Below are 24,615 nucleotides of genomic sequence, written 5' to 3'. Positions count from 1 at the left end.
AGCTTCCCTACCCCCTTATACCCTTACACCCCTACACCCCCCTAACCCCTACAGCCAAGGAAGCCACTAAAGACACTAATTGATATGGTTCGACGGGTTTAGCAAGGTGCATTTGAAAACCTGCTGCTAAAGCCTGTGCATATTCTGCATAGCCAGCATAAGCTGTCAGGGCGGCGGCGGGAATCTGACCCCCAAGTTCTGGACTCAGCGCTCTGACATTGCGAATCAGTGCATAACCGTCTTCTCCCGGTAAACCGATGTCAGATAGAAGGATGTCATAGCCGTTGGGGTTTCCCGTCAGGGTTGACAGTGCGGCACTGGCTGAACCAACTGTTGCCACTTCCACACCGTATTCTTCCAGTACTAATTTGAATAACAGACGTATATCTGGTTCGTCATCGACCACAAGAACCCGCAGCCCTGCGAGAGAGGCAATGTTTTCGGTTGATAATTCGGTTTTGTTTGTGGAAGCTAAGGAATCGCTGGTGTTAAGTACAGATGTCCCGCCTTCGGTAGTTTGTAGGGGTAGGCGAATTGTAAAGGTTGCTCCTAGCCCTTCACCTGGGCTTTGCGCTGCCACTGTACCGCCGTGGAGTTCTACTAAGTGGCGGACAATGGAAAGCCCTAATCCTAAGCCAGTGTTGGAGCGGGTTCTGCTGCCATCAGCTTGGCGGAAGCGTTCAAAAATAAAGGGGAGAAAGTCAGGGCTGATACCTTGACCAGTATCACTGATTTGAATTTGCGCGTGGAAGTCAGTGTACTCTAGTGTGATATCAATTCTGCCTCTGACTGGGGTGAACTTGATGGCGTTAGAAAGTAAATTCCAAATCACCTGCTGTAAGCGAATTGGATCACCTACTATGGTTTTTTGTGTGGGGTCTAACTGGGTTTCAATGTGAATGTTTTTAGCTTCTGCTGCTAGACGGACGACGGCGATCGCTGCTTCAATTATTGGTATCAGTTCAATTGGCTGGGCATCCATCCGCAGTCTACCAGAGCTAATGCGGGAAACATCTAACAAATCACTGATGAGGTGGGCTTGAGCTTGAGCGCTGCGCTCAATAGCCTCTAACCCTTGGTTAACTGTATCTGCTTCCAACTGGTGGGTGCTGAGCAAACTAGCCCAACCAAGTATGGTATTGAGGGGATTTCGCAACTCATGGGAGAGAATTGATAAAAACTCATCTTTGGCGCGGTTGGCTGTCTCTGCTGCCTCACGGGCTGAATGCTCTTGAGCGAGTAATTGAGTCCGTTCTGCTTCTAATTGCTTTTGTTGAGTGATATCTTCAATGAGCAGCAAAATTAACTGCGTATCATCGATTTGGGGCATTTTTCGGGCATTGAGCCGTAAAGTTTTGTATCCCAGTTGCTCGAAGTTATGCCCTACTTCAATATCTTGAAATGGGGTAATATTGGGCGGAATCTCTTCTAAGAGCGATCGCAATTGGGGAATATTCCATCGTCCATTACCTATGTCAAATATCAGGCGTTGTTCTGTTTCTGTAGGCTGAATCTGGAATGTCTCGTAGAAAGAGCGATTAGCCCGCACTACCCGTAAATTTAGATCCAGCACCACCAAAGATTCCCGCATCGTATCAACGATGGCTTCAGCATAATCGCGGGATGCTCTCAGTTGTTCAGCACTGCGTTTGAGCGCGTCAATGTCAACCAATACCACAACAGCACCGTCAATTTTGTTGTCCATTGTCCGGTAGGGACGGATGCGTAAATCATACCAATGCCCCTCGTTGTCTTGTACTTCTTGCACTTTAAAGGTGAGGGTGCCTATCACTTCTTGAATTTGCTGTTCTAAGTCAGAAATATTTAAGTTGTGATTAATATCACTCAATGGTCTCCCTATATCCGTAGGAATTAGGTTATAGATTCTCTCTGCTGTTGGGGTAAAGCGCCGAATTCGCAAATCCCCGCCCAACATGAGGATAGGAATATTTATACTACTGAGGAGGTTTTGTAAATCATTACTGACCTGAGTGGATTCAATATTGCGCCGTTGTAGTTCGTCGTTAATTGTGTTTAATTCTTCATTGGTGGCTTGAATTTCTTCTTTAGCCGTTTCTAGTTCCTCATTAGTGCTTTGTAATTCTTCGTTACTAGAAAGAATCTCCTCGTTAGCTGCTCTTAGGTCTTGATTTGTGGCTTGCTGTTCTTCAATAATTGATTGCAAATACTCTTTAGTGCTGGCTAACTCCTGTTTGAGTTGGTTAATCTCCTGAGCGTTATTAGTTTGTTTTTGCTGCCGAGTCTCATCTCCAGCTACACCTAACATAGAAGTTGCTGCCGTTGGCATCTCTGCAAACATGACTAAAAAATAGCGTTCTGCTCTGCCTGGGGCTTTAAACGGCACAACATCGAATTTTATCAGCTTGACTTGCTCGTTATCTTTAATTAATAAGCCTTCTTTTTTGACAGCAATTCCCCGCTTTTTGGCTTGATGAATAGCAGTACGTAGTTCTAGCCTTAACTCTGCTTTTGCCATCTTCAGCAAATTAAAGCTGGGTCTACCGGGTGGTGATTGCAGATAAGCACTAGTCTGTCCGCGAAACTGGACAATTTCCAAATCGTTATCAATAATTACACCCACTGGAGCATATTGACTCAAGACAATTCGGTCAGCCTCTTTCTGCATTTGTAAATCGTTCCAACCATCTTCGTTGACTGGTGGTTGGGGTTTTGCTGGTTCTGTAGGATAATGACTGGCTAATAAATCCATCCCCAATCTAGCTGGAGCCATTTTCCGAGAATAAATTTTATGCTTTCTGTCAACTAGTGCAAACAAATCGCTAAACTCGCCTACTGTTTCTGAAGTACCTAGCAATAAAAAGCCCGTTGACTTCAGCCCATAGTGGAACATGGGAATCAACTTTTTCTGTACAGTTGCTCCTAGATAAATTAGGACATTGCGACAGCTAATCAAATCGAGCCGAGAGAATGGCGGTTCGCTAATGAGATTTTGTCTGGCAAAAACACACAATTCCCGCACTGGCTTGCTGATTTGATAACCACCTTCCACCGGCACAAAAAAGCGCTGTAGGCGTGCTGGCGAAACATCTAAAACTTGGCTAGGCTTGTAAATACCGATTCTCGCTTTCTCAATTGCTACCTCATTAATATCCGTAGCAAAAATCTGTATAGTTGTATTAATGGATTGATTAGACAAATATTCCAGTAAGCAGATAGCAATGGAGTAAGCTTCCTCACCAGTGGAACACCCCGCTACCCAAACTCGAATGGGTTTGTCGGGAGTTTGCTCCCTGCTAATAATCTGCGGAAATACTGTAGTTTTTAAAGCTTCAAAGACTTCAGGATCTCGGAAGAAATTGGTGACGGTGATTAGCACATCTTGATACAGTGCTTTCACTTCCGCCAGATTTTCCTGAAGATAACGCACATAATCTTCTAATCTTTCCAGCTTATATAAAATCATCCGCCGGAAGATACGCCGCTTGAGGGTAGTTTGCTTGTAGTAATTAAAATCAACACCTGTAGCAGCTTTTAGTAGACTAAAGATTGTGTGCAGCGCATCCCCAGTTTCGGGTATGACTTCAGTTGATTTTTCTGGTGTTGTTGGCTTGATATAAGGATGACGGCTGATATTTGCTAACTCTTGAGCGATCGCTTGTGGTGTCAAAATAAAGTCTACACTACCAGACGCTACGGCAGTATTGGGCATACTACTCACTCTTGCCGATTCCTGACACTCAGCAAAGGTAATCCCCCCAGCCGCCTTGATTGCTTCCAGTCCTCTGGTACCATCGCCATCTCCCCCTGACAACACCACAGCAATAGCTTTGTTTCCCCTGTCCTCTGCTAAGGAAAAGAAGAAAGTATCAATTGACATCACTTGTCCGCGAGTCTTCTTACGGGGACTCAGGTACAAAGTTCCTTGAGAAATGGTCATCATGGTATTGGGGGGAATCACATACACATGATTTGGTGCCACAACCATCCCATTTTGTACCTCTACCACGGGCATTTGAGTTGTCTGAGACAAAATCTCACTCAACAGACTTTTTTGATCTGGGACTAAGTGCTGAATCAACACAAACCCCATCCCTGTATCGCTTGGCAAATTGTTGAGTAATTCTGTGAATGCTTCTAAACCTCCCGCAGAAGCCCCCATGCCCACAATAGGAAATAATTCATTTTCATTCCCCTGCTGCTCTTCATCAGGGGTATTAGATTGAGATTTTTTCGCCGGACTTGAATTCATTATCTATACACTGATGAAAAGTCAGAGAGTTGGATTATTTGACATTACAGTATGATATTTCCAGCTTTATACCAATTAAAAATTCAAAACACCCTACGGGTACTCTTCGAGAACGCCTTTCCTACGGAACGCTCCGCGAAGGGCGAACGCGGTAGCATGGGTGCGCCAACAAAATGCTTTTCTCCTGTCGGAGACGGTACGAGTAGCTTGCTTCCCGGTGGGGGTAAGGGTTCTCCGCAGGAATACCAAATTAAGAAAGCCAAACACAATCAAGGTATGTCTGTATGTAACTGTTTCACTCTTGTTTCAAATTGATGTTAGTTTAGCTAAATATAATTACACCATTTTGATAGCTGATAAATAAAAGAGATATATTTTTAGAAGAAGTATTTTCCCTCATAAAATAATTGCATCTATCTTAAGATATAAAAATTTTCAGCACTCCCAGAAAAGGTTATTTTAGAAAATATTGGCATAACTGTTAAATATTTTCCCAAATATAAGACTACTATTTGATTTTTGAAATGTAGTAAGGTGGGCATTGTGTTGGTGAGGCAGTCCGATCTTGGGGGTTCCCCCCAGAAGGAACTGCCGAAAGGGTTTACCGGCATTCACGCAAGTGGCGTTGGGCATTGCCCGCCCTATAGATACTGAGAACGTTTCAATAATCAAATCGGATTCCTAGATTCTTCTCTGTTCCACAAGAATACTATTGGCGAATCAAGAGTCACAGCTAGCAACTGGCTAAAATCTTGGTTAATTACTTACGGATGTAAGCACTTACTTTCGCATAAATTTCCATCCATATTTTATCAAGAGAATGGGTTTTTCAAGCCCCTGCATCACTTTCGACAACTTGGCAAAGCTGTCACTTGAAAACCCGCGCAATCCAGTCGCCCCTCTTTTCCCAGGAGGTGTTTGGCAGAAAATATTTAGTAAGTTTTACTCTTTCTAAACATTGTCTGACTAATTTTTAAGATGAAAAGTTTTATTAAGCTAAAATTTTCAGTAATTCAGCTTCACTTAACTGTTTAATTCCTAAAGTTTGCGCTTTTTCTAACTTAGAACCTGCATCTTCACCCACAACTAAATAATCTGTTTTCTTACTAACTGATTCCGTTATTTTTCCCCCAGCTTTTTGAATTAAAGCCTTAGCTTCATCTCGTTTTAAGGTAGGTAAAGTCCCTGTAATGACAAAGGTCTTACCCACCAATTTGAGGTTAGCATTATCGACGGCTGATATTTCTTCAGTGTTTGCAAATTGTAACCCTGCTGCTTGCAAACGCTCAATTAAACGTTGATTGGCACTAATCCGAAACCACTGGTAAACAGATTGGGCAATTTCAGCACCTATGCCATAAATACCTGCAATATCTGACTGCTTGGCAGACGATAATTCTGCGACTGCGCGATACTTTTCACTCAATAATTGGGCATTGACACTACCCACATGACGAATGCCCAAACCATATAGTACTCGTGACCAAGGCTGATTTTTTGATTGAGCGATCGCCTCAATTAATTTCTGTGCCGATTTTTCTCCCATTCTTTCCAATACAAATAATTGTTCGTTTGTCAAACTATATAAGTCGGCAACGGAATGCACCAATTCTTTATCGACAAGCTGATGTACAAGTTTTTCCCCCACACCTTTAATATCTAAAGCATCACGACTCACCCAGTGTTCAATTGAGCCTTTAAGAATCGCCGCACAGGAAGCATTCACACAACGAGTCACCGCTTCCCCTGTCTCCCGCACCACAGGCTGTCCGCAGACAGGACAATGAGTAGGCATAATAAATGGTTGGGTGTCAACCGGGCGCAATTCTTTGAGTACCCTGACAACTTCGGGGATGATTTCCCCGGCTTTGCGGACAATGACAGTATCACCGATGCGGATGTCTAATTGAGCGATGCGATCGCTATTATGTAAAGTAGCCCTAGACACAGTAGTTCCCGCCAACTGCACCGGGCGCATTTGAGCCAATGGTGTTAACGCCCCCGTCCTCCCCACATTCACCGCAATATTTTCTACACGGGTGGGTGCTTCTTCGGCGGGATACTTCAACGCCACTGCCCATCGGGGAAATCTTTGGGTAAAACCTAACTGTTCTTGTAGTTTAAAGGAATTGAGTTTTAATACTACCCCATCGGTCATGTAGGGCAAATTTAATCTTTCCGTATCCCAATATCTATAATAATCGGCAACTTCTGCGAGCGACTGGCAAAGTTGATGCTGGGAATTCACCCGAAAACCCATTTTTTGCAACAACTCCAAGGCTTCCCATTGGGTATTGGCAATACTCGCGTCATCCATCCCCGAAATATGCAGGGTATAGGCGAAAAAGTCTAACCGTCGTCGCGCCACAATCTTTGAATCTAGCTGTCTGAGTGTACCAGCCGCCGCATTGCGCGGATTAGCAAATAACTGTTCTCCGGCTTTTTGTCGTTCTTCGTTGATTTGTTTAAACACTTCCAGAGGTAAGAAAGCCTCGCCCCTAACTTCCACCTTGCCAATATTTTCTATACCGTCAAAACTTAACCGCAAGGGAATGGAGCGAATAGTGCGGACATTTTGGGTGATATCTTCCCCTGTCACCCCATCACCCCTAGTTGCACCCCTGACTAAAATACCATTTTCGTAAGTGAGAGCGATCGCCGAACCATCAATTTTCAGTTCCGCCACATATTCCGCCTCTGTTGGTGCTACTTGTCGCCGCCAACGTTGATCCCAAGCTTGCAACTCTTCTACATTAAAGGCATTCTCCAGACTGTAGAGGGGAATATTGTGGCGCACAGAGAGAAACTGTGTCGCTGGTCTTTCCCCGATGCGCTGTGTCGGACTATCTGGTGTAACTAATTCTGGATGCTGAATTTCTAGTTGTTGCAGTTCCCGATACAGTTGGTCATAAACTGCATCCTCCATGACGGGTGCATCCAAGACATAATAAGCATAACTAGCTTGTTGCAACAACCGACGTAGTTCTTCTACGCGTTTGACTTCAGAGTGAGTTTGTACCATTAGACTTTTGCAAAATACCTAGCGGATAAAATATAAAGACGATAAAACCTGCCAGTAGCAGGCTTTGGGTACCAAACCCTAGATTAATGGTCTTTGAGTTCAGCTTTTAAATAAAAAATACCTACATTTCTAGGTTACTCAGTTTAATACAAAAAATTGCAGGCAATAGGTAATCCGTAAGCCATTATGCTTTTAAATTACATAGTCACTTGTATAATTTTTTGACGGTTGACGGTTAACTGTCAACTATTAACACCCAACACAAAAAGATGTACCAGTTAAATATGCGACAGCTTAACAGCTAATCAGTAATAAATCAGAAGACTAAATCTACTATCAGCTTGTAAATGGGGTTAATAAGAGCCATAACCGCAGAGATCAGCATATAACTCTTCATTTCAACTACTCAATAATATTAGCCTCTGGTCTCTAATTCTTTTGTGGGGCTACTTAAAATTAGTAACTTCGGTTATATGTCAAAAGTTAAGGCTGAATCATACGTTATTCCCACTAATGGGACATGAAGGTCACTAAATTACTTGGCTAAATTGATAACGAATCATATAAAGATTTTCACTGCTGAAAAGTCAACAAATCTGCTTAGTAACAAGGGGCAAGATTATGTCAGATACAAGTAAACGTGGCTTTGCTTCTATGGATGAAGATAAGCAACGTGAAATCGCCAGCAAAGGCGGACAGGCTGCTCACGAAAAAGGCACTGCTCACGAATTTACCCCCGAAGAAGCTCGTGAAGCTGGACGCAAAGGCGGCGAAACTGTTAGCCAAGATAGAGAGCATATGGCGGAAATCGGCCGTGAGGGTGGTAAACATTCTCACGGTGGTGGACGCAAGAAACAAGGCGGCGAAGAAAGCGAAGATACCGAAGAAATTGAAGATAGCGGCGAGGAAAAGCAAACTCGTGGCGGTACAAAAGAACAGCACTCTGAAGCTGGAAAGCAGCGCCGTAAAAATACCCAGAAGAGGAAATAGCTCTTGTTGAATTTAAAGCCTCGATAAGCTAATGGGTGTCTAAATTGCATAACTATTAATAAGGGCGGTTGACTGTTAACTGTCAATGTTTAACAGCCCTGGTGATGGATTGTGCAACTTAAAAGCAGAATAGCTTAGTTTCTTCGTTATAGTTGAGCATTGGTCATTTTTTCATAGACTAATTACTAATGCTCAACTAAATTTGCCATCTCAAGTTCTAATACCAATTTTAAAAAGTTCCAGCATTCAGTCCGCCATCTACTTGCAGCATGACACCATTCACAAATGATGCCGCAGGTGAGCAAAGAAATACCGCCACATTAGCAAACTCTTCTGGTCTTCCCATTCGTCCCAAGGGAACAGCCGCATTAATATTAGCAACTTCTGCATCTTTCGTCTGACCAGTTTTAGCCATACGGGCATTAATTAATTCTTCTACTCGTCCTGTATATGTCCAGCCTGGTAAAGTACTGTTGACACGAATTTGATCTTTGCCCAATTCTTGAGACAGAGTTTTTGTCAAACCAATCACCCCTAAACGAATCGAGTTCGATAACACCAAATTTTTGACTGGTTGTTTAGTGGAGGTGGAAGTGATGGTGAGAATTGCGGGTGCAGTTGATTGACGCAAATGAGGTAAGGCGTACTTGACCAAGCTCACTGCACTGAGCAAATTTAAGTTAATGGCTGTTTCCCAGGTTGCCAAATCCGTCTCATCAAACGTACCCGACGGTGGCCCACCCGCGTTTGTCACCAAGATATCTAACCCACCGAATCTTTCCACTGTCGTATTAATAACTCGTTCGATGTCACTCGGTTGAGTAACATCTGCACGCACAGCCAATACCTCCGCACCAGTTTCGCTGGCAATTTCCGCCGCCGCTTTCTCAACTAACTCGCTGCGCGCACTGATAACCACTTTTGCGCCCTCATGGGCAAATTGCCATGCTGTAGCTTTGCCTAATCCTTTACTGGCTGCTGTCACTAAGGCTACTTTGCCCCTGAGTTGCAAATCCATAAATATATTTTTTCCTCAATACGTAGGCTTACGCCTACCCGTAGGGTATTTTGAATTTTGTAGCTTGCTTCTCGTAGAGATTTTGAATTTTGAATTGATTTATCCCTAGTGCCTAATCAAACAACTCAGGTTCTTCGCGGACGATTCTATCGTAAAGAGGCTGGAAACTAAACCAACCTGCTTTCGGTTCCCCTACTTGACTATGGGTTAAACGGGCGGTTTCATGGCCAATTATTTTAGGTTGACCCGCAGCTTCCGCTAGTAGTTGAGCTTGGCAAGAACGCTCTAGGCTAATGTACCAAAATGCTGCTTCATCTACTGTGTGTCCCACAGTGAGAATGCCATGATTCCGCAAAATTAGCGCTTTGTTATTACCTAAGGTTTCAGCCAGTCGTTTACCTTCAGAAGTTTCTAAAACGACCCCTGTATAGTCATCCAGCAAGGCGTGGTCTTCGTAAAAAGCGCAAGCATCTTGGGTTAAAGGGTCAAGTAGACGACCTAAACTAGACCAAGCTTTACCATAAATTGAGTGAGCATGAGCCGCCGCAACGACATCGGGACGAGCTTCATGAATTTGGGAATGGATAGCGAAAGCAGCTTGATTTATGAGTGCGTCGCCTTTGACCACATCACCATCTCGATTCACCAATACCAAGTCCGAAACTCGAATGTGTCCAAAATACTTCCCTAAGGGATTTACCCAAAAGTGGTCTGTAAATTCCGGGTCACGAGCTGTGATGTGACCTGCAATTCCTTCGCTGAAGCCAAACTTGCCAAACAGGCGAAAAGCTGCTGCTAGACGCTGTTTACGGTGTAGGCGTTCTTCTTCAATGCTGTTAAAAACGGGGGGTAGGGGTCTACTAAATACGGACATTTTCTTTTTCGGATACTTTTTTGCTAACGTTTATTAACAAATACCGTAAGACATAGATAGAGATAGATAGACTCCCAGATGTAGTTGTGACAGCAGGAATCATACCCTCTTATCATCTGGTTGTAGCGATCGCACTTCCACTACTTTTAATTCTGCGTATATTTCTAAATTACCACCATCTACCCTGCTGTAGAGTGTTTCGTCTGGACTACCCTTGCATAAAAAATCAACGCCTAAGCAATCATCGTGAATAGGTGTTTTAGAACCTGATGGAACCCCCAAACACCAGATTTTAATTAACTTTTACTATCCTCTGGTTGCGAGATATCCCAGTTATACCAGTGACGAACCGCCAACCAAATCACAGACAGTAAACCTGCAACGCTCAAGGTCAGACCACTGTATGGTACTAATAATCCCAAGACTGGTACTATTGCCCCAGCGATGGTACAAATGATGGCAGCCAAAGCAGCACTACGAGTAGAACCCAAGCCCCAAGTTAAGGTAAGTAGGACAAGGGAAATCATCGTCCATGCTAATTGAGCATCCATAAAGCGGCTCAAGTAGGTTAAGGTCAACAAACAAGCAAAGTAGATACTACTGGCGATCGCTACGTTTGTTAAACTTATCGGTAGGGATAAATATAGCAATAAGATCCACCACAAAAATAATGCTGGTGCTAATAACAATAAACGGGGAATAATGCCTGTTTGGCGGATGGGGTTTGTATTGGTGAATACCCCAAATGGGTTTTTCACAGAAACATTATCATCAAATATCCAAGTATATTGGGTACTGCGTCCATCAGCTTTTCTATCCTTAGGCACAATCCCACTAGCAAAATCAGCCCCAGCAAAGGTGGCTATCGTTGTCAGGCGAAAATTAGATAATAGTTGTCCGGCGCTATTGTAAACCCAGCGCGGCCCTCCTTGCGCCTGATAAGTAACGCGAAAACTGGTTTCTTGTCCTGGTTCCAAACGAAAGGCAAAGCTATAATTCCCTGGATTGACCGGTTCTAACCTGGTGCGATCGCCTCCGGCGGGGCGTAGCCCATCGCGCTCTACTTTATAGTTAGATAGTAATGAGTAGCCATTGGGCGGCTGTATTTCAAAGAAGAAATTATTAATATCCTTGAGGCGGTTGACTACTTTGTAATCAGCAGTGTAGTCTGCACGATAAACCGCACTACGTCCTTGTACATCGGTACTTTGTTCCAACTTTACCTGAATTTGCGAGCCTGCCAAGGATAGTAAGCGGCTTACCTGTTGCGTATCATTGACCTTGACTATTTTGCCATTAACTTGAGTTGTGTAAGTATATGGTTCTTGGGTGACATAGCGCACTTGCGGCGCAATTTGTTCTAATTTATCCCCAGAAACGCTTTGGACTACTTGGGCAATTTTTGCCTGTTCCCAGTGGTGATAACGATTACTTAAGGTCGCAGAGAGAAAAAATCCTCCCACCAATAAGATTAATACTAAGGTTAAGTGTTGCAATCCCCGCAAGATTTGGGCATAGCGAATAGCCCATTCACCAATAAAAATAGTTTGTTGTGACGAATTGTGTCGCAAAGCGAAACTCATCAGAGCGATCGCAACTCCCAAAGCTATGACTAAAAATACTAATAATAGAGAAGCTGTAATTAATTGCGACCCAAGCTGAATTAGCTCTGTTGGATGGGTCAAATCGGGCAAACCTGGAACGCCCTGACTAGTAGAAGACATTGTTGGTTTTTCACATAATTTGAAACATCAGACTTCTGAAACATCACAAAAGTTTCAAAAAAAATCCCAGACTTGTTCGATAAGTCTGGGACTATAGTGATTAGTAATCAAAAATTAATTTTTTTGACGATTATTGGCTACTCGACAAACAATTTCCATAGAAGCAGCATCAGCAGTTTTTGGCTTAGGAAAAATTTCCTGCTCGGTTTTATCTTCGCTGGTTAACTTACCATTAGCAGAGTAGAGGGAAAACTTTTTAGTAAATAATCTACCTTGACTACAAGCTGCATGAAGCCTTCTTTTAGCTATACCTTCGCCATGTTGTTGGACAAGAGTAAAGTTAGTCCCACTGATAGATGCCAAATCTAAAGCAATGGGAAAACCTCGTTGATCTGCGCCTACTTGAAGATAAAAATTATTATTCTTGGTTTCGGCGATAGCGCTCCGCCCACTGTCGGTAATTGCTATTCCACTCAATGACAATGAGGCAATTACCATTAAGCCGCTAAATGGTTTTAAAAACATCAGATATAAATTGAATAACTATATTTTCTTTGTATTCATAAAACTTATTTTTTGGCGCGGTAAAATCACGGGAAATTGTTAAATTCAAGATACAATCGTGATTTCTTTTTGTCTTTTAGCAAAAAAATAACCGTAGCGGGAGAACTACGGTTGTTTAAGTAAAATACTAAACTCTAATTTTTGCCAAAAATTCGCAAGATGTAAATTCATATATTCAACTATCTGTTATATCTTTTGAAGATACATTATAGCTATCTTAAGTGTATTTGTCATCAATAAATTCAGCTATTTAACAGGTGAACGTTTTCCCTGATTGTCTGTAATTTCTGTATATTTATCAAATTTTTAGGACATAAAATCTTGATTTTTACGGTGTTTTTACAGAATTTATTCGATCTGAAAAATACACTTAAAAGACAAAATACAAGATTTTCAGTTTTCATGAATATCCAGTAAGCATAGGAAGCCGATTTGATTATTGTTGGCGTAGCCTGCGCTTGCGTATAAATATCTAAGTATCTTTAGGGTGGGCATTACCTAACGCCACTTGCTTCCAGCAGGGAAATCCTTAAGGGCGCAGTAGCTACCATACATATATTTCAGAAATCAAATACTCATCCCATAACAGAAAATAAGTCATAACAATTTAAAAAATAAACATCAAGGGATGTGGGATGTAGGAACTTCAGGAGTTAAAAACCCTAACCATACCTATTGAACCAAGGATTACGGCGCAAGCTTTCACCGCTTACACCCAATCTCAACAGAAAATCTTTGTGTATAAGTCCTAATTAATATGCCAAGTGGTAATTTTATTCCTATATATAAAAAAGTGGTAAATATTACTAAATATATGTTCAATAGCTGTACTTTTAAGTAATTACCGGATTTCCAGAACTCATATATCTAATAAATAAGATACAAAAAATACTTTTTGCGGTGAGAATACTTGTCACAATGAGGAGAAAGAATTTTAAATTTTGCATGAGTGAATTTTAAATTTATTCACAGAGAGTAGAGCTATAGTGTATTTAGCAATGCTGCTGTTAGTGTGGCTGAGGTTAACGCCGAAGCCCAGGCATTTTTTATGAATTAGTTTGGAAAGACCTACTCGATGACAGGCAAAAACGCAAGACATAATGCTTTTCTGCGGCTAGTGTCTGGTAACGGAGCAGCATTTGGGTCAGAATCTCGCTACTCGCTTACCAGTAAAGAAGTGGTAATTGGACGTGACCCCAGCTGCCAAGTTGTTTTAGATGCCATGATGTATCGGATGGTATCCCGTCGTCATGCTGTGGTTCGTCCCGTTGCTTCATCTGTAGATAGCAAATTTAGCTGGGTACTTTGTGATTTGAATAGTGCCAACGGTACTTATTTAAATGGTCAACGCTTGTACGGATGTCAGGAGTTACACGCAGGCGATCGCATTTCTTTGGGTGCTGATGGGCCACAATTCCTGTTTGAGTATGCAGTCGCTCCCCAACCGACAATCATCACCAACCAAGTTGCACCCCTACCCTCAGCCAAGCACCCCCCTAAACCAGATTCGGTGAGCTTCACCCAGCTGTTTCCGATTATTTCTACTGGTAAGGATTTAACACGCAAAGCTTATCTTGTCCCCGGAATACTGACAGTAGTATTTGTGGTGTTGATGTTTGCAACGGTGGGTAGGCCACAAGCCAATCAAGTGATCGTCGCAACTTATATAGCTTTGGCTGCTTACTATTTTATTTACCAACTTTGCGGCAAGCCTAAACCTTGGTGGGTGTTAGTTGGTGCGGCTTTGAGTACAACCCTGATTTTGCTTAGTCCCTTATTAAATTTATTTATTTTCATTTTTCGGGAAGTCCTTCCTGGTAGCGTACCACCCATAGATCAGCCTGTCAGCAGCCTCACAGAATTATTTGTGGGGTACTTTTTTGGGGCTGGCTTAATGGAAGAATTACTCAAAGCTTTGCCCATATTGGGAGTATATCTAATTGCTTTGGGACTACCACCCGCTTGGCGAGAACGTGTCGGTGTTTGGGAACCTTTGGATGGTATTCTCTTGGGAACTGCTTCGGCTGTAGGCTTTACCTTATTGGAAACTCTGGGACAATATGTACCGGCTGCGTCCTTACAAGCAGGTACAGAAGTGGGTTTACAAGTCTTGATTGCTCGCATCTTAGGCTTGCCAGCAGGCCACATGGCTTATAGTGGTTATTTGGGATATTTCATCGGTTTAGCTGCTCTTAAACCCCGTCATGCTAAACAGATTCTCGCAGTTGGTTACCTCAGTGCCGCCGCACTTCACGCTTTATGGAATACAGCCGGACACAGTAATAATTTGCTCTTAGTTGTTGTTGGGGTTTTGTCTTATGCTTTCTTGATGGCAGCGATTCTGAAAGCCAGAGCTTTATCACCAACGCGATCGCAAAATTTTGCCACTCGTTTTCTTGATCCTAAATAGAGTCCTGAGTACGGCTTGATAACTCAACTGAGCGTTCTACTGGGCGCTCACACCTAAATCTTTGCCGAAGTTCGTTTCTCTGTCTTAAGGTAGATTGCGCTAATTTTTGCATCAGCTTATGGTTACAGTATGGTGTTTCTTTGTGCCTAAAAATCTAACACTCAAAAACTAAAAAATCCGACAAAAGTGCCACCTGTGAGCAAAATCACTGTTCACGGTAAAAATATCAAGGTCAAAGTATATAAAAAAGCTGTAGAAGTTAAGATTCTGCCTGAGAATCATTGAGTTGTCTAATAGCATAGTAAGCGATCGCTACACTTAACTTTGCTTGCTCAACTTCTGATAGAGCAGACCACTCTTGATGATTAACGTTATCAACTATAGATGTTAAGTTTTGCCCTTCGCTGCTCCGCATAGCGTAAGCATAGGGACGGGCGAAAATCAACAAGTCATCTGCTTCCCATGTGGGTAATACACTTTGTACACACTCTACGAGTTGCTCACCTAGAGATTGTTGAGAAGCGAAAATTTCTGCTGCTTTGGTGGCGATCGCATTTAGCCAATTTTGTGGGATACCAGTCGCAAAAGCTGTGTGTAAATTTTCTTGAAGATGATCTACAACTAACGACGATGTATTATCATTGTAGTATGAAGAAGGTGTTACCCCTGACCATAGGTGATCAAGTTTATCGTAAAAAACCTGCGCTCTGGTGGTGAATTCTTCATCTGATACATCTTGAGCAAATTGCCGTTCTAGCTCTTCAAAGTATATTTCTGACTCATCGTCAGAGGGATTCCAAGGATAGGCTGCATCCTCTGGTTCTAATAAAGCTGCTAATAAATCTAATTCCATTTGAGATACTACAGAATGGCAAGCATCTGAACCGTTAGTTTTATGAGTCATTGATTGCCTCCTGATAAATTGATTTAGTTGACATTGACAGCTACAGCAGTCAGATTTAGATTTCCGCAAAAAAAAACGTTTTTTTATAATCTTCAAATTGACCGTTTACTGCATTGGGTATCTCAGTTGTTAGTCGTCATTTGTTTTTTATCCGGTTTCATGCCTAGTCTCATTGTGGACTGTTTTTCTCAAACTTTGGCTACTAACTCATGACAAAATCTCCCTTACCTGATAAAAATTTTTCCAGGTAAATCCCCCAGGTTCAGATAAGCAGGGGAGGCAGGAGAGGAAAAAAGGTTATTTTAAGAATTCTGCTTTTCCCCCGCCATGATTTATTCAAGAATCTTCAATAATAAATTCCCAGATTTCACCTCTTGAACTACCAAACTTTAACTGCATACCTGATTTTAAAGGAACTTCCTCCCGCAGAATTTGTTGCCAACCATTAGAGCCTAAAAACCAAGTCGTACCATAAGTGGAAAAATCTTGGAGATAATAGGTGCGGGCTGGATTACCGGTAAAATTATTCCGGCATAAAATTTCGGCGTGTCGCTTAGAAACAGAAAGTTCCGGGATGACGATATCATTATCTTTCGTCCGACCGATGCGTGTGACACCAGTTCTTAAAAACCAGCTACGACCTCCGGGGGAGAGCGATCGCAAAGAGGCGATCGGCATGGAAGAATTAGAGTTAGGAATAGCAGTATCGGGCATTTCCGTTACACTTTCATCAAAACTTTTGATGAGTTCACCATCAAAATCTGGATGTAAGTAGAGAACGGGTAAAGTCCAAGCGGGTTGATTGTACTTATATAGTGTTAACAGCTCTTGCCTGGCTTCCGCCACTGCTTCATCGATGGGCTTGCGCGATCGCAATGCTTCGGCAAAGGCTTGAATAAAACTGTGGCTTTCATGGTCAGCGATTTCATCCCGCATCGCCAAAACTGCCGGCACACCATGACGAATTAAAACTTCTGCCAAACTACTAGCAGGAATAGCCTGATGATTAATAGCGGCTGGTTGCGCTCCCCAACAAGCGTTAAATACGGCCAACTTCAAAGCGCTGCGGGTTAATACTTGGGCTAGTTCTATGCCGTTCAGGCTCATTCCTGGGCGCAAGAACAACAATCCGCCATCCGGCCCTGGTAGACCATGACCAGCGTAGAAAAATACATTATATGCTTTTGTTTCTAACTCTTGAATTAACTCTTGGGGTGTAGGCTGGATGAGAGTTTTGACTGTACATGGTGCATAACCCTGACCATAACCAGCCACTTGACCGCCATTTAACAGGGTTTTTTCTAGGATAGCGGCTTCTGTTTGCAGTTGCAGGTTTTGATCATGTCCGAGAACCAGCAGCACCTTTAAAGCTTGATCGATACGTAAATATGGTAAAGCTTCAACTTCACTGGTTGTACGGCTAAATAATACATCTGGGGAGAGGGACACCGCAGGCTGTCCTGGTTCCCGTTGCATAATTTCCCAGGGTAGGGCGATTAAATCTGGGTCACGAATTTCCAGACGAAAGCGCAAACGTGTATGTTGACCCATAGCGATACCGCGACTACGTTCCAGACTCCCCAGAATTGGCCCCTCGAATATCCAACGCCATAAATTCATCCCCAGGTATTGCATGAGGCGACTACTATAACCAGTGGTTTGCCCGGAGGGGAGGGAGACTATATTTCCCGGAACTGAGTTTGTTAATGGGGGTTTCGTATCTGAAGAAATGTGAATACCACTATGACCGGCAAACATTTGCTGCCATTCTTGCCAAATTTGACTGAGTTCGGCAGGCCAAGCACAGTCACGCAAAACATAGCCACTGGGATAGGGAGCCTTGACCACCCAAATGGCGAAACTATCTTTGCCAGTGTTGATGAGACGGGCGATCGCCAGATTCAGGGAGGGCATGGATTAGCACACTACGAGGTAAGAACAATTCAAAATTATGGTTACTGAGGCTGTCGCAGTCGAGATATTTTGCCTACGCGCCGCTATGGGTATTCAGTAGGGGAATTTTGCCCAGACTGAAACTACTTGTAGACTTAGCGCCAAGTCTGTAGCAAGATCCCGTAGGGTGCGCCGGCTGCCGGCGTTAGCGTAGCGGTAGCGAGTCCGCGTTCGCTTTTAGCGTCTCGTAGAGAGCGTCACAGAACTTTGTCAGAGAGGGGCGTTAAACCCTTGAATTTACGATAATAGCCAAGTGTGATTTTCCATAAGAAAAACTTTTGGCTTGTAAATTGCGTCTTGTTATTATTTGTATTATTTCAGGTTTTTATCAGTTTATCGATTATTTGATTCAGCTGCACCTGGATTGTTAGGAGTATTGGCTGCTGAGGGTGGGATGTCTGCTGGTAGAGAAACACTATTACAAGGGCTATCTTGACTGGGTTGTAAAACTGTCACAGCAAATCGTTTCAGTTGAGCTAATTCCGTTTTGATTGGCTGGTCTGAAGGTGGCGGAGGTTCTGTAGCTAAATTATTAGCGCTAGCTGGCTGGGGGTTACAAAGACGTAGGTATACTTCATAAATCCCTGGAGCAGGTTGAGGATTGAATTTTTTATCAATCACTTCTAAAAAACTTTCTGGGGGTACTTGTTGTTGATTGAAAGTGATTTCACTGTTAGTTTTAATTATCCATCCAGGTGCGAGATTATTTAGCGATCGCTGCTGTACTTTGGGACTCTGGGTGGCTGATGGTAAAGTCCTCGTTGGGGTGACTGTGGGAATGGCATATTGCGATCGCAGTAACATTACCCAATATCCCAAGACACCAGCTGTTGCCACCAAAATTAACGGCACGATGAGATTTAGGGGCAGTTTGCTGATTCTATTAGGTAAGTTGCTGGGAACCACTTGAGTTTTTTGTTCTGGTTTAGCCTCTAGTAAGGTTGGCTGTAGCGCTTTTGATGTCAAATTGACAGTTTTGATATGAGTGCTGTCGGGAACAACTGCCTTTAGAGTTATCTGTGGTTCGGTGTATTTGACTTGACAGTTAACTAGAGCGATCGTCACATTATCATGTCCATTCTTCGTGTTAGCAATGTCTACCAATCGCTCAACCACGTTAACTATATTATTTTCTTCACCCGTGAGAATTGGTAAGATTTCCGTTTCCCAATAGTCTTCCACACGGTCGAAATCACTTAACCCATCGGAAGTTAACAGAAATACCCCATCTTCATCGAGGATAAATCTTTGGGCTGTGGGATGTAGTGAACTACTAGGACTCATACCTAAAGCTTGCACGAGGGAGCCTGAACCGCCTTGTTGTACTGCTTCACGATACACTGCGTAGCCTAATCTCACTTCCCGTGATGCCACATCGTCATCAAGGGTAACTTGATAACAACCGTGACGGGTAATCCAATAGGCGCGACTGTCGCCGACGTGGGTAATATACATTTCGTGGGCAATAGGTAAAGCCATCACCAAGGTTGTACCCATACGTTTTCGTCCTTGGCGATTTTCGCTGTCGTTGCGCTGACTAATTTTGTCGTTGGCAACGGCTGCTGCCCGTTCTAAATCAGCTATCAACAGCGATGGTTCGATATGGTCTGGTGGTACATTTATCAGTTGTTGTACCTGCTTGTGGACAGTTTCAATTGCTAAATTAGAGGCAACATTGCCGCCCTCATGTCCACCAATGCCATCACAAACAATAGCTAAGGCCGTTGGTTGGGGTGGTTTGCTCAGTAATGTGCCACTGGGAGGATAACAAGCATCTTCGTTCCGTTGACGGCTGGGGCCAGTGTCAGTTTTGGTAGCGATTTGAATAGTAGGCGTTTGTGATTTGCTGAGTTCTGCCAATCCTCTGTCTAAAACAGCAACTAGTACCTCTGAGGATTTGATTTCGCCTTGAATGAGCAAATAACTAATTTGCTGAACAAATTCTGCTATGGCTGGTTTGGCTTCCTGGTGTAGTTGTTGCCAAAATTCACCCAATTGTGGCAATTCTAGGGCTGTTGTGGGGTCAGAATGCAGCTCCAACAACCTCACTAATGGTCCTTCCACCCGCAACAGGTACGGGTTGAGTAGGCTAGATACAACGCCTTCACTCTTGAAAGGTTGCCAAAGATTGGCAATTTGCCACAGCCAATGTAGTTGGCGCATTGATGTAGCGTAGCGCCAAGCATCGGTAAATTCGCTACACAAATGCACCTGTTGAGCTAAATTGTCTGCGAACAAAGGAGATTTTTCTAACAATAAAACTTGACTTTGGACGCACCCATCGGTTGCCGGCAGCACCCCATACACTTGGGGGATATTTAACCGATAGGGGATGAGCCGCAGATAAGGTCTGATGGGATGGGTATTTTCTAAATCGGGCGCTTGGGGTAGTAAACCGGGTTTAGTATCTAAAACAACAGACTGATTGATAATTAAATAGCGATCGGCTAATATTTCTCCTGTACTGCCAATACTCAGACTATCTCCCACCACCCACAAATAACGCTTGGGTAAGGGTGTGGAGCATCGCTGGCAAAACTTGTGTGTCAGGGGGTTCGCAGCCTGACAAAGTTCGTTTGGACAGTAGAGCGTTGCCGCATCATTTTCCATAGTGTTCGCACCGATCAGCGATTGGCAATTGTTTCAACAGCACTGGTAGCGGCAAGAATGAAGACCGCTCATATTTCTTGAATTCGAGTTATCCATCGTGGGATCATGATTTTAGCTGGTAGATACCAACAGATATTAATACTTATCTGAACTTATGCAAACACCATACTCCTTTGTCAATCTTACAGCCTCATCATAGCTTTTATTTATCTGTTGCTTTCCCTTGCTAGAGCCGCTAACACTCATCTTGTCTAGATTTTTTGCTTTGGTTGCGTTAATCATGAACGATCGCAAAAAACACAGATATTTCCATAGTTTATAAGTTGTGGAACAGTCATAAACTTTAATTAAGAATTAAGATACTCAACGCTCAACATCTGGACAATTCATCCTTAGTAATACCCTACAGGTGTGAGTGGCGTTCCGCAGGAAAGCAAAATAGCTTAAGTTTAGCTTGCGGCTACTCCTGTGGAGAAATCGTAGAGTAGGCTAACGCTTATATAATTCGTACAGCACTCCAATTGGATGATAAATATCTAATTGATTTAGTGCTGTTCAAATTAACACATTTATTAAAATAAGTCAGAACCCCTTCTTGCTCAAGAAGTAGAAGTCGGGGTTCTGGGGATCTTGCGTACTATTTATCCTCAACGGCCACTTGAGGAAGCCCTAAGCTGTAGTTAGTGACGCGAGCAGAGAGATTGTAGCTGATTTCGCCTTTTTGGAGGAGCGATCGCAGATAATGTTCTAAGTCTGACCCAATGCGGCGTAAGTTGTAGTCTGTCAGGTCTGCACCGCTTGAGGCTTCGACTAATTCATCGAACTTGCGATAAATCTTTTGCAAAGCATCTTCATTCCAGTTGAACTCGTTGTCCGGGTCGATATCCAAGGTCAAGACCTGATTGCTGGGAACTAGTTCACCATCCCGGTCAATTTCTGCTGCAAAAATGCGGATGTGTCGGGTTGTAGACTTGAGCAGCGTTGCGTTTTCCATAGCAGGGTGTCAGATTCAGGTTAATTACACTGAAATAATTGTAGACGCTATATATGGGCTTCAAAGCACTCAAATTAAATGGGGCTGGGGACTAGGGAAGAATATTGGAGTCCGTTCTCCCCTCTTTTCCCTGTTCCCCAGAGGTTGATTGGATTTTCTTCAGTTGAACTTAGAGTCTATGCTATGGTTTAAAACCAAGATTTTACTTTTGATAAAATTGCTCATCTACCACTCCTGAATTTGATGATGAACAAAACGTACATTGAGTAATTTTACGTAATTAGCATACAACTACGTCTAGCTTTAATAAAATCAAAAAAAATGAGGGATTTACTTACGTGTAAACACGAAAAGTTCAGTAAAAACTCAAACTATTGTTGACTTTAAAATAAAGTTGATGTGAAAAGCTTTAAAAACCTAGAACAACTTCTTACAGAAACTTTATTGTATATAATCTCAAAAACTGAATAATAGTTATGGCTTACCTGAAATACAACTGACACAGGAAGATTCGATCTTCGACAATAAAAGACTATCTAAAAAAATCAGGAGCATGGAATGGAAGATAAATGCGGTGAATTGAAAAGAAATTGTTAATTCAGGCAGAACGAATTCAAAAGACTATACAGAAATTTTGTAGGAGATATACCTCCTCAACCTCATACCACCAAGCACAGGAATCTCTAAAACTATGAACTCGAAAGCATTACCACGGCAAATAAATAATATAGAAGTCGGTGTCTATGAGTGCGAAATACATCTCAAATTCCGGTTAGTTGAGGAAAAAAGCTTGTTGGGCGATCGCGAACAACTGATGCAGATCCTGCTAGATGCTTTAACTGAAGGGTCGGATGACTTTTTAGAGATGCTACAAGCGTCTGTAAAAGCACAAGAAGTTTCTGAGTTTAAAGCATCACCTCAAATGCGTCGTCAATTGATGCGTTTACGTAATGCTGTTGATACTAATCAATAGTTAGAAATAAAGTTGCAATTTGAGTAGCGGCAAATCAAATACTGGGCAGAAAATCTTAATTTCTTATAAGTTAGCCCATTTACCTATTTGCTCTAAATATTGAGTTGGCTTGTATAACTTAATGCCTTTGTTAATAAGCTCAAATTTACCCTACTCTCCGAAAAGCTAAATAAAGCAACTACAATCGTAGTTTTTACCATTTACTGTACTTATATAGATGAGTAATTACTAGCACTAATATTTCGCTTCTGAGACTAGTAAAAGTTTTAGAGGTCTTATTTGTGAGGGCAATTGCTCTGACCAGGGTTTTACTTTTATTTGCGGAGATTAATAGTAAACATTGCCACAAATTCTGCAACGGCATCTCTCACATCTTGGAAAAAGTTGATAGTTGATCCTGCAATATCCTTAGTTATTAAGTGTAATAGTATTTTTACTGCTACATAAGATATTTCCGATAAAGCATTTGTATCTCTGTCCTATATGAAGGTACAGAGATGGTAAATTCTTATGGAAGTTTCGGAGTAGTTTATTTGGCTAGACCGTGTTCCAAGGCAAAACGAACTAACTCAGTACGGCTGTTAGTTCCTGTTTTACTGAACAAACGACTGACGTATTTTTCGACGTTACGCACGCTGGTTTCGAGACGGCGGGCGATTTCCTTGTTCATTAGTCCTTCAGCTACCAAGTTTAAAACGCTCTGTTCTCTGGGAGTGAGGTCAATTTTAAAAGGAGCAGGTGACTGGGAAATTGCATTCCTTTGAGTTAATAAAGCTTTGATTTGAGCAATTTGATTGGCTAGTTCGGCTATATCTGGTGTTTCGCCTTCTTCGGTGGTTTTTGGAGGCTTGCTGTTGCGGCGGGTAAGTAAGTTTTCGATGATCGCTACCAGTTCATCTGGGTCGAAGGGTTTAGGTAGATAAGCATCAACGCCAGCTTGATATCCTTGGATGCGATCGCTCGTCATCCCTTTAGCTGTTAAAAATACCACGGGGAGTGATTGAAATCGGGGGTCTTCGCGCAATTGCTTGAGAAATTGATACCCATCTACCTGAGGCATCATCACATCAGAAATTACGAGGTCTGGTGTGCTTTGCTGCATCAAATCCCAACCCTCACGGGCATTACTGGCGACTTGAACGCTAAAACCACTTTCTTGCAAGTAGTCTTTGACGGCTTCTCTCAATCCGGGTTCATCATCTACCAGTAACAATTGTGCTGACATCTAAAAATTTCCTATGGTTTACCTTGTTCCAATGTAGCGAATCATGGATCGAAAATTCAAACTTCCTACAACCATTCAATGGTCTTAGCCTGTTCTGGTAGTTGGGCATCCCGTTGTCCGACTGCACGCGCTCTAGCTGTGAACAGACTAATGGGAGTATTGAATACATCTACCAAGTCGGCTTTACCTGCGATCGCTTTGGCGATGTCCCGTGGTAATTCTTTAATTAACCAACGTGTTAAACGGTAGCCGATATCTTTGAGGCTGATATCAGGCATTAAGTTTACACCATGTAGTTCGTGCAGATAGCGATTGGAGCGTCCGTAGCGTCGCCATTGACTGGCTAGCTCCTTAAGTGTGGCACGGTGACGGTGCTGGACAATGGCATCTGGGGCAAATTCTAAACTACCAATATTTGACCGCAAAATTCGCCAGCAAATATCTGCATCACCGCCAGTAGTCAGATAGGGACGGAATAACCCTGCTTGAGTAAAGGCAGTGCGTCTGATTGCTAGGTTAGCCGTTTGACCGTAGGGACAAAAGCTATTAGCGAGGGTGTGCTTTTGTGAGAGCGTATCTTGGCGGTCTGCGTGTTTTTCTAATAAGTTTTTTCCTGGTAAAGCAGTGATTTCACCTGCAACAATTACCACTTCTGGATTGACAAAAGGTTGAATTAGTGAATTCAGCCATTGGGGTTGGGGACGGCAATCAGCATCTGTGAACACCACAATTTCACTGACAGCAGACCGGATTCCTATGTTACGCGCCGCGTAGGAGCTTTGAATTTTATTTTCGCTGAGGGGACGAATATTAATTGGGGAATTAGCCGCAGATTTTTCTATGAAGGAGAGGGTGCGATCGCTGCTGTTATTATCTACCAATAAGTATTCTACCCTTTCTGGGGGATAGGTTTGAGATACAAAACAGCTGATTAACTCTGGTAAATCTGCCTCACCGTTATAAATAGGAACAACCACCGATACCATTGGCAAAAAGCTGTTGGCGGTGGTTGGATCATTTTGCTGATGATTCATAAAACCTGAGAGTGTGGGTTAGGGAAATACTAACTTAGTATAGGAGTGAGTCAGATATTCTCCGCTTGACTCCTGTCTTCTTTTAGTAT

Annotated in this window: 17 protein-coding genes; 4 read left to right on the top strand and 13 right to left on the bottom strand. The window is 42.7% G+C overall.

Annotation, left to right across the window (positions count from 1 at the left end; all coding sequences use genetic code 11):
- Positions 1-31: 31 nt before the first annotated feature.
- A complete protein-coding gene (locus GSQ19_RS06735; protein ID WP_011317200.1) occupies positions 32-4,231 on the bottom strand; it encodes a chemotaxis protein CheB in 4,200 nt (1,399 codons plus the stop codon).
- A 51-nt stretch (positions 4,232-4,282) separates the two neighbouring features.
- Between GSQ19_RS06735 and GSQ19_RS06730 the strand changes: the two genes are divergently transcribed.
- A complete protein-coding gene (locus GSQ19_RS06730) occupies positions 4,283-4,546 on the top strand; it encodes a hypothetical protein (protein ID WP_041455928.1) in 264 nt (87 codons plus the stop codon).
- Positions 4,547-5,222: 676 nt separating this feature from the next.
- Here the strand turns inward: GSQ19_RS06730 and ligA are convergent.
- Entirely contained in the window at positions 5,223-7,253 is a 2,031-nt protein-coding gene (ligA, locus tag GSQ19_RS06725; protein ID WP_011317199.1) for an NAD-dependent DNA ligase LigA, read from the bottom strand.
- Positions 7,254-7,874: 621 nt separating this feature from the next.
- On the opposite strand from ligA, the gene GSQ19_RS06720 reads away from it, so the two are divergent.
- On the top strand, positions 7,875-8,243 hold the full coding sequence (locus GSQ19_RS06720; protein ID WP_011317198.1) for a con-10 family general stress protein: 369 nt from the start codon (positions 7,875-7,877) through the stop codon (positions 8,241-8,243).
- Positions 8,244-8,472: 229 nt separating this feature from the next.
- Here GSQ19_RS06720 and GSQ19_RS06715 read toward each other — a convergent pair whose 3' ends face one another.
- The 5 genes from GSQ19_RS06715 to GSQ19_RS06695 all read right to left on the bottom strand — a co-directional run bounded on the left by GSQ19_RS06715 (position 8,473) and on the right by GSQ19_RS06695 (position 12,384).
- Positions 8,473-9,261, bottom strand: coding sequence for an SDR family oxidoreductase (locus GSQ19_RS06715; protein ID WP_011317197.1), 789 nt, complete (start codon positions 9,259-9,261; stop codon positions 8,473-8,475).
- A 112-nt stretch (positions 9,262-9,373) separates the two neighbouring features.
- Positions 9,374-10,135, bottom strand: a complete 762-nt coding sequence (locus GSQ19_RS06710) for a class II aldolase/adducin family protein (RefSeq protein WP_011317196.1) — start codon at positions 10,133-10,135, stop codon at positions 9,374-9,376.
- Positions 10,136-10,234: 99 nt separating this feature from the next.
- The gene (locus GSQ19_RS06705; protein WP_153228397.1) at positions 10,235-10,417 is read right to left on the bottom strand and encodes a hypothetical protein; all 183 of its coding nucleotides are present in this window, start codon (positions 10,415-10,417) and stop codon (positions 10,235-10,237) included.
- A 14-nt stretch (positions 10,418-10,431) separates the two neighbouring features.
- On the bottom strand, positions 10,432-11,859 hold the full coding sequence (locus GSQ19_RS06700; protein WP_011317195.1) for a hypothetical protein: 1,428 nt from the start codon (positions 11,857-11,859) through the stop codon (positions 10,432-10,434).
- A 114-nt stretch (positions 11,860-11,973) separates the two neighbouring features.
- A complete protein-coding gene (locus tag GSQ19_RS06695) occupies positions 11,974-12,384 on the bottom strand; it encodes a hypothetical protein (RefSeq protein ID WP_011317194.1) in 411 nt (136 codons plus the stop codon).
- A gap of 1,114 nt (positions 12,385-13,498) precedes the next feature.
- Here GSQ19_RS06695 and GSQ19_RS06690 point away from each other — a divergent pair.
- The gene (locus GSQ19_RS06690; RefSeq protein ID WP_011317193.1) at positions 13,499-14,833 is read left to right on the top strand and encodes a PrsW family glutamic-type intramembrane protease; all 1,335 of its coding nucleotides are present in this window, start codon (positions 13,499-13,501) and stop codon (positions 14,831-14,833) included.
- 259 nt (positions 14,834-15,092) lie between these two features.
- On the opposite strand, the gene GSQ19_RS06685 is transcribed toward GSQ19_RS06690, so the two are convergent.
- From GSQ19_RS06685 to ndhM, 4 genes are all read right to left on the bottom strand, one after another.
- Positions 15,093-15,737, bottom strand: a complete 645-nt coding sequence (locus GSQ19_RS06685; RefSeq protein WP_011317192.1) for a hypothetical protein — start codon at positions 15,735-15,737, stop codon at positions 15,093-15,095.
- Positions 15,738-16,073: 336 nt separating this feature from the next.
- Positions 16,074-17,651: a CHAT domain-containing protein gene (locus tag GSQ19_RS06680; protein ID WP_011317191.1), complete on the bottom strand. Its 1,578-nt coding sequence runs from the start codon at positions 17,649-17,651 to the stop codon at positions 16,074-16,076.
- A gap of 372 nt (positions 17,652-18,023) precedes the next feature.
- On the bottom strand, positions 18,024-20,300 hold the full coding sequence (locus tag GSQ19_RS06675; RefSeq protein WP_011317190.1) for a protein phosphatase 2C domain-containing protein: 2,277 nt from the start codon (positions 20,298-20,300) through the stop codon (positions 18,024-18,026).
- 637 nt (positions 20,301-20,937) lie between these two features.
- Positions 20,938-21,294 (bottom strand): NAD(P)H-quinone oxidoreductase subunit M, encoded by a 357-nt coding sequence (gene ndhM / locus GSQ19_RS06670; RefSeq protein WP_010995900.1) that lies wholly within the window; start codon positions 21,292-21,294, stop codon positions 20,938-20,940.
- Positions 21,295-21,985: 691 nt separating this feature from the next.
- Here ndhM and GSQ19_RS06665 point away from each other — a divergent pair.
- Positions 21,986-22,267 (top strand): Npun_R1517 family heterocyst differentiation transcriptional regulator, encoded by a 282-nt coding sequence (locus GSQ19_RS06665; RefSeq protein ID WP_010995902.1) that lies wholly within the window; start codon positions 21,986-21,988, stop codon positions 22,265-22,267.
- 529 nt (positions 22,268-22,796) lie between these two features.
- Here GSQ19_RS06665 and GSQ19_RS06660 read toward each other — a convergent pair.
- Positions 22,797-23,492, bottom strand: coding sequence for a response regulator transcription factor (locus tag GSQ19_RS06660; RefSeq protein ID WP_011317189.1), 696 nt, complete (start codon positions 23,490-23,492; stop codon positions 22,797-22,799).
- 65 nt (positions 23,493-23,557) lie between these two features.
- Positions 23,558-24,526 (bottom strand): glycosyltransferase family 2 protein, encoded by a 969-nt coding sequence (locus GSQ19_RS06655; protein ID WP_011317188.1) that lies wholly within the window; start codon positions 24,524-24,526, stop codon positions 23,558-23,560.
- Between the last annotated feature and the right edge of the window lie 89 nt (positions 24,527-24,615).

The organism is Trichormus variabilis 0441 (genome assembly GCF_009856605.1).
In the GTDB taxonomy this organism is placed as follows: domain Bacteria; phylum Cyanobacteriota; class Cyanobacteriia; order Cyanobacteriales; family Nostocaceae; genus Trichormus; species Trichormus variabilis.
The sequence above is the reverse complement of the archived record's forward strand: the minus strand, read 5'-3'. Positions and strand labels throughout refer to the sequence as shown.